10 protein-coding genes are annotated in these 14,094 nt (G+C 63.5%); 8 read left to right on the top strand and 2 right to left on the bottom strand.

The window, feature by feature from the left end; genetic code table 11:
* Positions 1–68 precede the first annotated feature (68 nt).
* Complete coding sequence (locus tag ShzoTeo12_RS22990) at positions 69–1,076, top strand: POTRA domain-containing protein (RefSeq protein WP_318912613.1); 1,008 nt, start codon at positions 69–71, stop codon at positions 1,074–1,076.
* On the opposite strand, the gene ShzoTeo12_RS22985 is transcribed toward ShzoTeo12_RS22990, so the two are convergent.
* Positions 1,056–1,265 (bottom strand): hypothetical protein, encoded by a 210-nt coding sequence (locus ShzoTeo12_RS22985; RefSeq protein ID WP_162911284.1) that lies wholly within the window; start codon positions 1,263–1,265, stop codon positions 1,056–1,058. The genes ShzoTeo12_RS22990 and ShzoTeo12_RS22985 overlap by 21 nt on opposite strands.
* Positions 1,266–1,556: 291 nt before the next feature.
* On the opposite strand from ShzoTeo12_RS22985, the gene ShzoTeo12_RS22980 reads away from it, so the two are divergent.
* The 6 genes from ShzoTeo12_RS22980 (at position 1,557) to ShzoTeo12_RS22955 (ending at position 10,625) form a co-directional block, all read left to right on the top strand.
* Positions 1,557–2,348 carry a glycosyltransferase family 2 protein gene (locus ShzoTeo12_RS22980; protein WP_119255654.1) on the top strand — a complete coding sequence of 264 codons (792 nt, stop codon included), beginning with the start codon at positions 1,557–1,559 and terminating at the stop codon, positions 2,346–2,348.
* A 6-nt stretch (positions 2,349–2,354) separates the two neighbouring features.
* The gene (locus ShzoTeo12_RS22975; RefSeq protein WP_318912612.1) at positions 2,355–3,305 is read left to right on the top strand and encodes a glycosyltransferase family 2 protein; all 951 of its coding nucleotides are present in this window, start codon (positions 2,355–2,357) and stop codon (positions 3,303–3,305) included.
* Positions 3,302–4,516: a glycosyltransferase family 2 protein gene (locus ShzoTeo12_RS22970; RefSeq protein ID WP_318912611.1), complete on the top strand. Its 1,215-nt coding sequence runs from the start codon at positions 3,302–3,304 to the stop codon at positions 4,514–4,516. The genes ShzoTeo12_RS22975 and ShzoTeo12_RS22970 overlap by 4 nt, the downstream gene beginning before the upstream one ends.
* 1 nt (position 4,517) lies before the next feature.
* Positions 4,518–5,345, top strand: coding sequence for a polysaccharide deacetylase family protein (locus tag ShzoTeo12_RS22965; RefSeq protein ID WP_318912610.1), 828 nt, complete (start codon positions 4,518–4,520; stop codon positions 5,343–5,345).
* Complete coding sequence (locus tag ShzoTeo12_RS22960; protein ID WP_318912609.1) at positions 5,345–9,655, top strand: tetratricopeptide repeat protein; 4,311 nt, start codon at positions 5,345–5,347, stop codon at positions 9,653–9,655. Before ShzoTeo12_RS22965 ends, ShzoTeo12_RS22960 begins: the two co-directional genes overlap by 1 nt.
* Before the next feature lie 253 nt (positions 9,656–9,908).
* Complete coding sequence (locus tag ShzoTeo12_RS22955) at positions 9,909–10,625, top strand: response regulator transcription factor (protein WP_318912608.1); 717 nt, start codon at positions 9,909–9,911, stop codon at positions 10,623–10,625.
* 552 nt (positions 10,626–11,177) lie between these two features.
* On the opposite strand, the gene ShzoTeo12_RS22950 is transcribed toward ShzoTeo12_RS22955, so the two are convergent.
* Positions 11,178–12,134 (bottom strand): LysR family transcriptional regulator, encoded by a 957-nt coding sequence (locus ShzoTeo12_RS22950; RefSeq protein WP_318912607.1) that lies wholly within the window; start codon positions 12,132–12,134, stop codon positions 11,178–11,180.
* A gap of 117 nt (positions 12,135–12,251) precedes the next feature.
* On the opposite strand from ShzoTeo12_RS22950, the gene ShzoTeo12_RS22945 reads away from it, so the two are divergent.
* Complete coding sequence (locus ShzoTeo12_RS22945) at positions 12,252–14,054, top strand: adenine deaminase (RefSeq protein WP_318912606.1); 1,803 nt, start codon at positions 12,252–12,254, stop codon at positions 14,052–14,054.
* Positions 14,055–14,094 lie beyond the last annotated feature (40 nt).

The raw sequence follows: 14,094 nt of genomic DNA, 5'->3' as shown, positions 1-14,094 counted from the left end.
CCCGTTCCCGGGGTGCATTTCTCTGAATTTATGTTTTACTGGCTGTGAGTTGGTCCCGGAGGCCGGAAATGTCCGATCCTTTCGTGAAATCCAAAGCTTTGATGGTGGCCGTTACTTTCTGGGCAGTGTCTAGCCTGCCGGCGGCAGGCGCATCCGCGCGGCTGGAAACCGAGGGGCTAACGGCGCCCGGTGTCGCCACGGCGCTCCATCTCGCTTTTCAGTTGCCGACCGTTCTCGAGAGTGTGGCCTCGCCCGCTGAGGAAGACGAGGCCGTGCGGCTCGAAATGGCGCGGCTGCGGATACTCATGGTGAATCTCGGCTATCTCGACGCGGATATCAACGCCGCACATGAGGACGGACAGGTCGTCCTCAAGCCCCTTCCCGGAAGACTCTATTCGGTCGGCTCCATCGAACTGAAGGGCGTGCGCCGATCGGATTTCGGCCCCGAGATCGTCAGCGATCTGGCGGAAACGGTGCGGGATTTCGTCGGGCGTGCGGCGACGGCGGAAGCGTCCGAAACCCTCATCCGGCGCATCATCGAGCGGATTGGCCGACAGGATTTTCCTTTGGTTCGCCAGCGGGAACTGACCTGGACACGGGGCGCGGATGGAGTGGCTGCTGCGGTCCTCGACCTGGATACGGGACCGCGACTTCACTTCGGCGAGGTGGTTTTCAGGGGGCTGCGCAGGCTGAACGATGCGGATATTCGCCGTGCCGTGCCGTTCCGTCCCGGCGATCGCTATGAGCGGGCACTTTTCGAAAAGCTGCGTCTCAATCTTTCGGCGTTGAAGACCGTGTCGGATTTTTCGATCGACCTCAAGGATGATGGCGGTGGCGGGCTCGGCATGGATGTCCGGGTGCACGAGGCGCCTCCCGATCTCTCGGTGCTGGCGAATACGGGATGGCCGGCGCTGGTCAGTGGTCTTGCCGCCCTTGCCGCATTGGCCGCAACGCAACTGGCCGGGCAGGCCGGCGTCTCCCGTAAACGCCTGCGGCCGCTGGTCTGGGTGGCAGGGGCCTGCGCTCTGACATTCGCGGTCACCGTCGTTCCGCGGCTAGTCGATTTCCTCTCCTGAGGACGGGGTGAACGTTCCCATGACGATGGGCCCCTTTACGGGGCGGCGTTCTTGGGCGGCTCTTCCGAGAAAGGCATCGATCCGCTCCTTCACCGTCTGCATGCGGGCGAGAACAGCCGCTTCGGCGCGGCCGATCTTGACCGTTCGCGCGGCTTCCAGCTCCCTGGAAAGCGCGTCCCATTCTGCCATCAGGCTCATCCACGTCTTCACCTGCTCATCGGCGGACGGGCGCTTTGCGGTGCGGTGTTTCGGCTGCAAGCGAACCTCGCGGATATCCGGAAAGGGAACCCATACTGGCTCTCTTTCCCATCGGAAGATACGCCCCTTTCATGCGCAAGAAAGGAATAGTTTACAATATGTGAATTCTGTAATAAAAGCGTCATACAGCGGAAAATTCAAACCATTCACTTCCAGTGTCGAGCTAGGCGATGGAAAGGTGCGCCCTTTCTTTGTCCGGTTCGGATAGGAGCTTGGAGTCCCATGAGTGATCCGGTCCATTCCGCTTTGAGAAGATCAGTGCGCCCGGCAAAGCCGCTCGGCGCCATATCAGTGCCTCGCGTCAGCGTTATCGTGCCGACCGTCAACGAGGCCAAAAACCTCCCCCATGTCCTTCCCCGCATCCCGGGCTGGGTCGATGAAGTCATTCTTGTCGACGGCAATTCCGCCGACGGCACCATCGATGTGGCGCTCGGGCTGATGCCGGGCATCGTCGTGATCGAGCAACCCCGCCTGGGCAAGGGCGCGGCGCTGGCCGCCGGCTTCGCAGCGGCACGGGGAGACATCCTCATCACGCTCGACGCCGATGGCTCGGCCGATCCCGCCGAAATGGCGGGCTTTGTCGGCGCGCTTCTCGCGGGGGCGGATTTCGTCAAGGGATCGCGCTTCCTGCAAGGGGGCGACACCCGCGACATGGAATGGTATCGCCGGATCGGCAACTGGGGCCTCCTGCAACTGGTACGCCTTCGCTTCGGTGGCCGGTTCAGCGATCTTTGCTACGGCTACAACGCCTTCTGGCGTGACGTGTTGCCTCATCTGCGGGTGGAAGGCGCCACCGGTTTCGAGATCGAGACGCACATGAACATTCGCGCGCTTCAGGCGGGGCTGGCCGTTGCCGAGCTGCCCAGCCGCGAATATCCGCGCGTCCACGGGGTCAGCAATCTGCGCACCTTCCCCGATGGCTGGCGGGTGCTCAAGACCATTGCCCGCCTGGGATTGGCCCGCCCTGCGCCGGTGGCCGTCCCTCTCAGGAACCGGTCTTCTCTGACGGGATGACCGGCCATGGGCTCGATCGCTGTCGTCATTTGCGCCTATGCCGACGAGCGCCGTGTGCAGCTCGCCGGCGCCATCCGCTCCGTCCTCAGTCAGACACGACGACCGGACCGGATGATTGTGGTCATCGACCACAATGAAAGGCTGCTGGAAGAAACTCGGGCCGCCTTCCCGGCGGCCGAGGTCATTGCCAATGCCGCGGCGCGGGGGCTTTCGGGCGCCCGCAACACCGGCATTCGGGCCGCGGCAGGGCAGGAGCTCGTCGCCTTTCTCGACGATGATGCCCTGGCGGAGCCCGATTGGCTCGGCCGCATGGAGCGCCATTACGACGATCCGGCGGTGCTCGGTGTCGGCGGAAAGGTCGTCCCGCTCTGGGAAGAAGGGCGCCCCCGCTGGTTCCCCGAAGAGTTCCAATGGGTCGTGGGGTGCAGTTACCGGGGGCTGCCCGAGGGGCTGCATCCCATCCGGAACCCGATCGGCTGTAACATGTCCTTCCGCCGGATGGTTTTCGATGCCGTTGGCGAATTTCGCGAAGGCATCGGCCGCACCGGGCAGGATGCTGCCGGCTGCGAGGAGACGGAACTCAGCATCCGCGCACGGCAGACGTTCCCCGATGGTGTGATCCTTTACGATCCCGAGGCGATCGTGCGTCATCAGGTGGCTGGCGTTCGGGCTCGCTGGGGCTATTTTCGCCGGCGATGCCTTGCCGAGGGCCGCTCGAAGAGGGCGGTGGCGGCGAGTGTCGGCGCGCGAGACGGCCTTGCGGCGGAAGGCGCCTATGTGACCCGCACCTTGCCGGGCGGCTTTGCACGCGGCCTTGCCGATACGGTGATCCGGCGCGATCCGTCCGGCCTCTTGCGGGCAGCCGGCATCGTGGCAGGGCTGGGTTTCACGGCGGCCGGCTATCTTTCGGCGCGGTTTTCCCTGGCCGGTCTTTTCCCGGCGGGAGGACGGATATGAAAGCCGACATGTTCCATCCGGTAAAAATCGTCAGCGTCGATGTTGAGCGTCCGCTTCCGGCAATCGACCTCAGGCGGCCGGGAAACGTCCCCTATGGCGGGATATTCTGCCTCTTGCGCTGCGGCGTGCGGCCGCTCGCAATTCTCGAAATGGAACATCCGGGGCCGGTGATCGAAGCGTCGGATCTGCTGGAGGCGATGGGTTCCGTGCATCCCTTGCCGAGCGCCGGGGAGCCCTCGCAAGGCCCGAGGGAGCGGGTATCGGTGGTGATTGCGACCCGCGAACGCGCGGAGAGCCTCGAACGGTGTCTCGTGTCGCTTTTCGACCAGACGCGGGTGCCGGACGAGGTGATTGTCGTCGACAATGCGCCAGTTTCCGCCGCCACCGCGCGGATGCTCGCGGCACGCTGGAGCGACCGGGTCCGCTACGTGCTCGAGCCCGTGGCAGGGCTTGGCCGTGCCCACAATGCCGGCATGCGGCATGTCACGGCGGATATCGTGCTCTTCACGGACGATGACGTGGTCCTCGACCGGCACTGGTTGGCCGCCATGGCGGCGCCGATGGAGGAGGACGAGGCGGTCGGCTGCGTGACGGGCCTCATTCTGCCGGCCGAACTGGAGACCCGCGCACAGTTCTGGACCGAGCGCCACGGCGGTTTCGGCAAAGGGTTGCAGCGCCGTGTCTACGATCTCGATGCAAACCGGCCCGACGGCGTGCTCTTTCCCTTCACCGCCGGCCAGTTCGGTTCGGGTGCGAACATGGGTTTCCGCGCGAATGCGCTACGGGCCATCGGCGGTTTCGACGATGCGCTCGGGGCAGGTACGCTGGCGCGCGGCGGCGACGATCTTGCCGCCTTCTTCTCTGTCGTCAGTGCCGGTTTTCGTCTTGTCTACCAGCCCCAGGGTATCGTCTGGCATTATCATCGCCGCGGCGAGGAGGGCATGCGCCGACAGGCCTATTGCTACGGCATGGGGCTGGGCGCCTATCTCACGAAAATCGTCCTGGACGAACCGCGCCGGGCGCTGCGATTGATGGCTGCCTTCCCTGCCGGGCTACGCCATATGGTCGGGCCGACCTCGGAAAAGACGAACCGCCTGCCGCCCGATTATCCCCGCCGGCTCGTCTGGATGGAGCGGCTCGGCATCCTTGCCGGTGTGCCGGGTTATCTGCGGGCGCTTGCAAGCGGCCGGGCGGTGGAGAGGAAGGCGTGACATGCGACCGGTTCCCATATTGGTCTATCATAGCGTCGCGACGGACTGCGCACCGGCCTATCGCCGCTGGCTGGTGACCCCGCGCGAATTCGACGGCCAGCTTCGGGCTCTCTCTGCGAGGGGTTATCGTCCGATGACGGTGCAGGAACTCGCGATGAGACGGCGTGGCGGTCTTTCCCTGCCGCAGCGGAGTTGTGTCATCACCTTCGATGACGGCCTTGCGGATTTTGCCGAAGGCGCCATGCCTGTTCTCACGGCGCGCGGCTTTCCCGCGACCCTCTTCGTCGTCTCCGGTCTCGTCGGGGCGACCGCTCGCTGGCTTGCGCCGCTGGGCGAGGGCGCCCGGCCCATGCTGGACTGGAGGGTGCTCCGTGACCTTCAGGAGGCGGGCGTCGAAATCGGGGCGCATACGGTCAGCCACCCGGAACTGGATACGTTAAGCCGTGCCCGCGCGCGCCGCGAGATGGCGGACAGCAAGCATGCCCTCGAGGACGGGCTCGGCCGGGCAGTGAAGAGCTTTGCCTATCCGCACGGCTACGCCGCGCCGGTGACACGACGGCTTGCGGAGGAAATCGGCTATCTTGCCGCTTGCCGCGTACGTCATGCGCTGAGCAGCAGTACGGAAAATCTCTTTGCGCTCTCCCGCATCATCGTGACGAGCGATCTGACACCGGAAAGGCTGATCGACCTGATCGAGGGTGGCGAGCTCCCCGTCTCACCGCCTTCCGACAGGCTTGTCGCGACCGGCTGGCGGGCGGCGCGGCGCATACGGGCCTGGGGCCGCACGCTCCTGCCGGATGGGCCGCATGAGCGTTCGGGGAGGCCGTGATGGGAAAGGGGCTGCGCTTGGGGCTTGCAGCCGCCCTTTTCTGGGCCGTGGCGAGATTTGCCTTCGCGGCGGAAACGGCCGAACCGGCTTTCCAGCCGGCACTTGGACGCACGCTGCTGCAGCTTGCGGATCTCTATGCCGCACGTCAGGTCGATACGGCCGGCGTCGAGAAGCTTTTAGGCGACTACGACCGCATGCTGGACAGCGCAGGCCCGGATGCGATCCTCGCCGTCTCCGAGCCTCGCCCCGAGCCGGTCGCGACAGACGAAAAACCGGATGGCGACCTTGCGCGCCGGCTCTATGAACGAGCCGCCGCCTATGGAGAGCATGGCGCCCTTGTCGGGCTCGGCAATCTCTACAGGCGTGGGCAAATAGTGGAGCGGGACGAAGCGAAGGCCTTTGCCGCTTATCAGGCGGCGGCTCGCAACGGCGATCCCGAAGGCCAGTTGCGCGCCGCCGAAATGACGATCCGCGGCGAGGGAACCGAACGCAATCTCGCAGCCGGGCTGTCTGCCTTGCGCGCTTTGGTGGCGACCAGCGACCTGCGCACACTCGATGCCCTCGCTGAACTCTGCCTCAGCGGGCGGGTGCCGGTACAGGCGGACATCGCCCTCGCGGCCCTGGAAAAAGCCGCCCGTTCCGGATCGCGCGATGCGGAGCTGCAACTGGGCGATTTCTATTCGTCCGGTCTGGCGGTGGCGGCGGATTATGCGAAGGCAATCGGCCACTACCGTCGCGCCGTCAAGCAGGGCAGCGCCGTTGCCCGCGTGCAGCTTGCGGAAATGCAGGTGCGTGGGCGCGGAATGGTTCGTGATGCCGAAAGCGCGCTGAAAGCGTTGAGAGAGTTGTCGGCCGAAGGAGAGGCAACCGCCTCCCTCCTGCTTGGCGATTATTATCGGGACGGGCGGGTTGTCGCATCCGATCCGGCGCTCTCCCTGAAATATTATCAGGACGCCGCAAGGCAGGGCAGTACGACGGCGCTCGTGCGGCTGGGGGAAGCACATGCTTCCGAGCCCACTCTGGCGGCGGGCTTCTATCGTCGGGCGGCGGATCAGGACAATGTGGCCGCGAAGGTGCGGCTGGCAGAAATGAAAGCGGCCGGCCAGGGCATGGCCCGGGATGGCCCGGCCGCCTTCGCCGAGTTGGAGGCTCTTGCTGCGGATGGCGAAAGCGGTGCCTCTCTTGCGTTGGGCGACATTTATGCGGCGGGTGAGGGAACGCCTGTCGAGCCGGCGCGTGCGCTGGACCGCTACCGACAGGCCGCCGAAGAAGGAAGCACCACGGCGCTCACGCGTCTTGGGGACTTCTATTCCGACGGTCGCCTGGTTCCGGCCGACTATGGCCGGGCGATCGGCTATTACCGCGACGGCGCGCGGACGGGAAACGCTTCCGCGAAGATTCGGCTTGCCGAGATGACGGCGCGCGGACAGGGGACCGCGCGTGACGCAGGCGCCGCAAAGGCCACTCTCAATGTACTGGCAGGCATCGAGAAAAACGCATCGGCTGCGACGGCTCTCGCTGGCCTTTACGCGGAAGGCGCGCTCGGGGGTGCCAATCCGGAGATGGCCTTTGCCTATTACGATCGCGCGGCATCCCTCGGCGACATTGCGGGCAAGGTGCGGCGGGCCGAGTTGCGAATGCTCGGGCAGGGCGTATCAAGGGACGTCGATGCGGGGCGGAGCGAGTTGGAGACACTTTCCGCTGCAGGCTCGGGCGATGCGGCGCTGGCGCTGGCAGATTTCTATGCGAAGGGAGATGCGGGAAGTGCAGACCCGGAACGGGCGCGGGCCTATTACTGGCAGGCCGCGACGACCGGAAGCATGACGGCCCTCGTACGGCTCGGAGACCTCTATTCTGACGGCAGGCTCGTGCCGACCGATTATGCACATGCGGTGGAATATTACCGTGCGGCCGCGGATAAGGGCAATCCTGCCGCTAAAATCCGACTTGCCGAGATGACGGTACGGGGGCAGGGGGCAGCGCGCGATGCGGATGCCGGGAAGGCCGCGTTGGACGAGCTGGCTGGAGCGGGAGGCGATGCCCATGCCGCCATGATGCTCGGTGATCTCTACATCGAAGGTGCCTTCGGCTCGCCCGATCCGGAAATGGCGTTTGCCGCCTATGGCCGCGCGGCAGTGCTCGGCGAGGGGGCGGCAAAGGTGCGGCAGGCCGAAATGAAAGCGCTCGGGCAAGGCGTATCCCAGGACGCGAACGCTGCGCGTGTCGAACTGGAAGCGCTGGCGGCGCAGGGAAGAACGGATGCCGCGTTGACGCTGGCGGACGTCTACGCAAAGGGAGAAGGGCTTGGCATCGATCCCGAACTCGCCCGACGCTATTATCGGCAGGCCGCAACGGGAGGCAGTGCGACCGCGCTTTCGCGGCTGGGCGATTTCTACTCCGACGGCCGCCTTGTGCCGGTCGATTATCCCAAGGCGGCAGGCTACTATCGGGAAGCGGCGCAGGACGGCAATGCGACTGCAAAAATCCGTCTTGCGGAAATGACGGCGCGAGGCCAGGGGGTCGTTCGCGACGAGGACGCGGCAAAGGCCGCACTGATGGCGCTGGCAGGTTCCGGAGGCGATGCCCGCGCCGCGATGTCTCTCGGCGATCTTTATACGCAGGGGGCTCTGGGCCCCGGCAATGAAACCCAGGCCTTTGCCGCCTATGCGCGGGCCGCAACGCTCGGCAATGCTGCGGCAAAGGTGCGGCAGGCAGAAATGAAAGTGGCCGGACAAGGCGTCGCGCAGGATGTGAAAGCGGGGCTTGCCGAACTTTCGGCCCTGGCAGGACAGGGCACTGCCGACGCGTCCCTTGCGCTTGGAGACATCTACGCGAAGGGCGAGGGAGTGCCGGTCGATATCGCGAGCGCCCGCAGCCACTATCAGCAGGCAGCGGCCGATGGAAGCACTACGGCACTGCTGCGGCTCGGAGACAGCTACAGGCCGCAGAAGCCGGAGGAGGCTTTCGCCTCCTATCGCGCCGCCGCAGAGGCCGGCAATCTTCAGGCGCGCCTTCGTGTCGCCGAAATGACGATCCGGGGCGAGGGCACGCAGCGCGATCCGCAGGCTGGTCTTGCCGCCCTTCGGACGCTTGCCAAGGCCGACAATCCTGCTGTTCTCGAGGAACTCGCCGGTGTTGGCCTTTCCGGTCGCATTCCCCTGCAGACCACCCTCGCGCTTTCGGCGCTGGGTCGGGCAAGCGCACTCGGCTCGGTCGATGCCCATGTGCAACTCGGCAATCTCTATGCGGACGGCATGGCGGTGAAAGCCGATCCCGCTCTGGCCCTAACGCACTACCGTGAGGCCGCCGGGCGGGGTAGCGAAGAGGCACAGATCCGTCTGGCGCAAATGATGGCGGCGGGTCAGGGAACACCGCGCAACCTCACCAAGGCACAGGCCGCGTTGAAGGCGCTCGGAAGTGCCGATGCTCTGCTGGCGCTTGGAGATATGTTCGGCCGGATCGAGGCTGCGCCGCTCGATCCGGCGCTGGCGCTTAAATATTACCGTGCGGCTGCCGCTGATGGCAGCGTTTCGGCCAGGCTGCGCCTCGCGCAAGGCTATGCCGACGGACGCTTCGGCCGTCGCAATTTCAAGGAGGCGGAAGCGCATTATCGTGCCGCCGTCGAGACGGGGAACCGCGGTGCCGTGCTGGCCCTTGGCCGCTTCCAGGCTTCGCGCCCCTCTGCCCGAGCCGCATCGGCGGGTTTTGCCCGGTTGCGCGATGCGATGGAGGCGAGGATCGCCGGCGCGCCTTCGGTTCTTGCCGAGGCCCTGTTCTACGGCCGGGGTCGCCAACAGAGCAGCAAGTCCGCAATGAGCGTCCTTCGTCAGGCCATGGCAGATCGCGATGCTGCCGCGACGCTCGACCTGATTGCCGCCTATCGGGACGGCAAGCGGGACGGTCGAACCTTGCTGGTCCGCAAGGACATCGCCAAGGCGAAGACGATTTTGCTGGCATCGCAGGATATGCTGTCCGAACCGGAGAAGGACATCGAGGGCTTCCTCATCGACGCGGCAACAGCCAGGCATTCCGCTTTTGCAAAACTCAATACACGCTTCAACGCCCTGACCCAGCCGGAAAAGCGGCAAATCGTCAGCGCGTTGCCCAAGACGAACGGCAACCTGTTCATCTACATCGTGAAAGCCCGGCTTCGTGAAAAAGGGATTAGGGTTCGACAGTTCGATGGCAGGCTCGATAGGCAGACACAGGCCGCGCTCATGCGCGAATGCCGGGCCTTCCTACCTGCCAGGCAGTGCCGCAGAGGGCCGTTTTTCCCATCGGTCGTAGAGGCGGTAGCGCAGATGTTTTAGCTCGCTTCGCAACTATTTGGGGAATTCCCCGTCGCGCTAATATTGTTTTGATTGCATTTACGGCCGAAAGACCCGTTTTCCGATATATTTACGCCGAGCGAACGATAAGATTTTTGCCGTGGGCATCGCCCGAAGTGATTATTTGACGAAAAATTGATTAATACTGTATCATCGAAGAATTAAAAAGCTGGCAGGCGAGAAAGAAATTCCTGCCATTTGCTTCTCATCTGTATTGCGTTGGTGGGGAAGGGCTGTGGGTGAAGCTGTGAGACCGGGGCAGCCGCGACAGCGGCGCGAGGGCAGCGAACGGCGTCTGATCGTTATAGTGGCGGAGCCGGATTTTCTGATCGAGTGCTTGTCGGAGGCGCTGAAACGCCGCTTTTCCGATCATGAAATCTTGGTCGATCGGGAGGCGGAAAATCTGCTGCGGACGCATCGGGCGCGCATGGACCTCATGCTGTTTCATGGCAAGGATGCAACCGATATTGCCCGGATTCTGACGGATATGGAGGCGGAAACCGCATCGATTTCCATCGGCATTCTGATTGGGGATTCCGTCGCGCTGGATCCCATTGTGGGCCTCTTGGCCGAAGACAGGCACATCGATGGCATTTTGCCGCTCGATGTGCGCCTGGACGTGTTTCTGACCGGGGTGGAGCTGCTCATAAAGGGCGGAGAGCACTTTCCCTCCACGTTGCTGCGTCGGCTGAAATCTCCGGAAAAGGCAGGCATGCCGGTTTCTCCTTCAGCCTCCCCGCTTCCGGCGATGCATGAAGCGCATCTGACGGTGCGCGAGGTCGAGATACTGGATCTTCTGTGCAAGGGCACGCAAAATAAGCTTATCGCTCACAATCTGAAGCTCTCGGAAAACACCATCAAGGCGCATGTACGAAGCATATACAAGAAGCTTCGCGTAAAAAACAGGACGGAAGCAGCATTATCTTCTTTCGGAATGATCAATATAGATTAACGGGCTAATCCTTTTTTACGACTATCTGTTATCAAAAGTTGTGATTAGTCTATGGGTAATCCGGCAGAAAAGTAATTCATGCAGCCGGGTTTCGTCATCTCATATAACTATTTCAAGGAGAACCTGAATCCGGTGGAAGGAGACGTTTTGTCCGCTGTAAACCGTCTTCTTCGTGCAAAAACTGCCGTGCATTAGACGTGCATTTGGAGCTGACGTTTCCGGGGAGCGCATCCGGGTCCCATATTCGATGAGCAGGGACCTCCATGCGCTCTTCCGGTAACGCCAGTCGAACGAAGAGTGCGCAGAAACAAAGCAGCAGCGTCGGCCTGCGAGTCTGGAGTCAAACGCTTAGCGTTCGGCCTGAGAGAAGCTTTCTAGCACACAGGCGCGCAAGCGGTTGTCATTGAAGCCCCAGACGGTCCGCATGCTGCCGACTTCGTTGCGACGATGGGATGTGCGTATGAGCACTCGCCTATCGCTGACAGGTGCATAAGGATGTTTGCATCCTTCTTGACTATTGGCATTACAACATACTGTTTTATGCGGAATTTTTTATTTTTCATTCTGACCGCGCATGATCTTCTCGACGAAGTAGCGCGGGATCTGGTCGCGCTCGCGGCGGCGGTAGAACTCCATGCAGAAGGTCACGAAGGCCTTGAAGCGGCGCGAGACGTGGCGGCGGCGGGAATAGATGAGGTTGATCGCCGTCTCCCGCGAGCGCCATTCGGGCAGGACCGGCAACAACAGGTCGCTCTGGCATTCGGTTTCCACGAAGAAGCCCGGCAGATAGGTGATGCCCTGTCCGGCGACGGCGAAATATTTCAGGGTCCAGTAGTCGTTGGCAATCAAGCTGGAAGGCACGAGAATCTCGGTTTCCTCGACGCCCTGGCGGGAGAGATACCAGGGCTGTAGCCGTGTTGTGTTGCGGAAGAGAAGACTCCGGTGTCCGGCGAGATCGTCCGTCGTGGCCGGATGGCCGTGCTGCGCCAGATAGTCCGGGCTGGCATAGAGCCCGTAGGAGGCGGTCGCCAGCCGGCGGCTGACATAATCGACATCGGACGGCTCGCCCCAATGGAAGATGCCGTCGAGCGCCATGTCGGACACGTCGGTGAAGGGCTGGCGGGCCGACAGGAAGACCACGTCGAGAATGACCTGCGGATAGGTCTTCTGGAAGGCATAAAGCAGTTCGGACGTGATGGTGGTGCCGAATTCGCCGGTCGAGCCGACGCGCAGGGTCCCGGCAACCTCCTGATGCATCTCGGCCATCGCGGTCGCGGCATCGTCGCAGCTCGCCTGGATTTTTCGCGCATGGCGAAGCAGTTCCGAGCCCGCATCCGTCAGATGCAGTTGATGCCCCTCGCGCACGAAGAGTTCGACGCCGAATTCGTCCTCGAGCTGGCGTATGCGGTGGCTGAGGGTCGATTTCGGCAGGCGGTGCAACCGCGAGGCGGCCGAAATCGAGCGGGCATCCGCCACCTTCACGAAGCATTCCATCACCGAGAAGTCCATTCTCCCGCCTGCCTTTCGTTCAAGAAATTGGACGATACGTTCGATAATAGCCTGAATTCGGCCAGTTGTTCAAACGGTGCGAGGCTGAAATAGTCGGGCCGAAACAGGGAGGTCTGCATGTCCGACATTCGAGAATTCATTCGCGCCGCATCCGGCGGGGAATCCAAGGCAACCGTTGCCGTGCGGGGCGGCCGGCTGGTCAACGTCGTGTCCGAGGAAATCTACCAGGCGGATATCGCGATCTACCGCGACCGCATCATCGCCGTCGGCGACATCAGCGAATATATCGGGCCGCAGACCGAGGTCATCGACGCGACCGGCAAGTACCTTGCCCCGGGCATGATCGACGGCCACCTCCATGTCGAATGCTCGAAGCTCTCGCTCACCAGCTTCGCCAAGGCCGTCGTGCCGCTCGGCACCACGTCGATCGTGACGGGCCTCGACCAGATCATCGTCGTCGGCGGGCCGGATGCGGCGCGCGAATTCCTCGACGAGGTCAAGGAGACGCCGCTCAAGGTGTTCTGGGGCGCGCCTTGCAAGACGCCCTACACCATGCCGCGCTCCACCGTCGGCCATTACTTCAGCCCGAAGGACCACCGCGACACCCATCACTGGCCGGAATGCGTCGGCATCTGGGAAACGGTGCGCGAGTTCATCCAGGAGGAGGACGAGGACGTCCTGCAGGCCATCGAGATCGGCGCGGCAAGCCGCCTGCCGGTGCTGGGCTGCTGCCCGATGACCCGCGGCGCACGCCTCAACGGCTACATGCAGTCGGGCGTCCGGGCCGACCACGAGAGCTACACGCCCGAAGAGATGCTGGAAAAGCTGCGCGCCGGCATGCATGTCGTCGTGCGCGAATCCTCCATTTCCCACTTCCTCTCCGACAATCTGCGCATCGTCACGGAGATGGGCGTGAAGGCGCTGCGCCGCATCAGCTTCTGCACCGACGACGTGGTGGCGAGCGATATCCTGTCGCGCGGCCATCTCGACAACATGGTCCGCATGGCCATCGCCATGGGCATCTCGCCGATGGCTGCCATTCAGATGGCGACGATCAACGGCGCCGAAGCGCTGCGCATCGACCACAAGGTCGGCTCGATCTCGCCGGGCCGCACGGCGGACATCCTGATCGTCAACGACCTGCGCGACTTCCAGATCGAGGCCGTGGTGGCGAACGGCAAGCTCGCCGCCCGCGACGGGCGGATGGCGATCGAACTCGTTCCGCCGAAGCGCAGCGCCGGCCTGCTGCAATCGGTCAAGGCGAAGCCCGTCACCGCCGCCGACATCGCCGTGCCTTTCGATGGCACGTCGTCTTCCGCCAAGGTGCTTGCCATCGCGCTGACGCCGGAGAAGATTTTCGTGCGCACGCGGCGCGACGTCACCCTGCCGGTCGTCGACGGCAAGGTCCTCGCCGATGTCAGCCAGAACGTGCAGTACGTGACGGTCGTCGAGCGTTACGGCAAGACGCAGAACCGCCCCGTCGCCTTCGTCTCGGGCTTCAACCTGAAATCCGGCGCCATCGCCAGCTCCACGGCGCCCGACGACAACAACATCATCTGCATCGGCGCCGATCCGGAAGACATGGCGATCGCCATCAACCACCTCATCGCCAACAATGGCGGCCAGGTGGTGGTCGACAAGGGCAAGGTCGTGGAATTCCTGCACCTGCCCATCGGCGGCATCGTCTCCGATATCGATCCTGCGGAGATGGCGGCGCTGGAAATACGGCTCGACGATGCGGCGCGCGGCCTCGGCTGCGATCTGCCCTGGCCGTTCATGTACATGTTCGTGCTGCAGATCACCGCGATCCCCGACTATGCCATCACCGATCTCGGCGTCGTCGATTGCGTCAATCTGCAGATCATTTCGCCGCTCGATCCGGACGGGTCCGCTGCTGCGAAAACGCTTGCGGCGGAGTAGGAGAACCGTCAAGGCGGCATCGATGGTGTTCAATAGGGGA

The sequence above is a fragment of the Shinella zoogloeoides genome, assembly GCF_033705735.1.
Lineage (GTDB): Bacteria > Pseudomonadota > Alphaproteobacteria > Rhizobiales > Rhizobiaceae > Shinella > Shinella zoogloeoides_A.
This window is presented reverse-complemented; position numbering and strand designations above follow the sequence as displayed.

What these genes read in the sequence shown, in the direction of transcription:
- ShzoTeo12_RS22985 (WP_162911284.1), bottom strand. Translation starts at nt 1,265, where the DNA reads ATGGCAGAATGGGACGCGCTTTCCAGGGAGCTGGAAGCCGCGCGAACG.
- ShzoTeo12_RS22950 (WP_318912607.1), bottom strand. Translation starts at nt 12,134, where the DNA reads ATGGACTTCTCGGTGATGGAATGCTTCGTGAAGGTGGCGGATGCCCGC.
- ShzoTeo12_RS22970 (WP_318912611.1), top strand. Translation starts at nt 3,302, where the DNA reads ATGAAAGCCGACATGTTCCATCCGGTAAAAATCGTCAGCGTCGATGTT.
- ShzoTeo12_RS22960 (WP_318912609.1), top strand. Translation starts at nt 5,345, where the DNA reads ATGGGAAAGGGGCTGCGCTTGGGGCTTGCAGCCGCCCTTTTCTGGGCC.
- ShzoTeo12_RS22990 (WP_318912613.1), top strand. Translation starts at nt 69, where the DNA reads ATGTCCGATCCTTTCGTGAAATCCAAAGCTTTGATGGTGGCCGTTACT.
- ShzoTeo12_RS22945 (WP_318912606.1), top strand. Translation starts at nt 12,252, where the DNA reads ATGTCCGACATTCGAGAATTCATTCGCGCCGCATCCGGCGGGGAATCC.
- ShzoTeo12_RS22965 (WP_318912610.1), top strand. Translation starts at nt 4,518, where the DNA reads ATGCGACCGGTTCCCATATTGGTCTATCATAGCGTCGCGACGGACTGC.
- ShzoTeo12_RS22975 (WP_318912612.1), top strand. Translation starts at nt 2,355, where the DNA reads ATGGGCTCGATCGCTGTCGTCATTTGCGCCTATGCCGACGAGCGCCGT.
- ShzoTeo12_RS22980 (WP_119255654.1), top strand. Translation starts at nt 1,557, where the DNA reads ATGAGTGATCCGGTCCATTCCGCTTTGAGAAGATCAGTGCGCCCGGCA.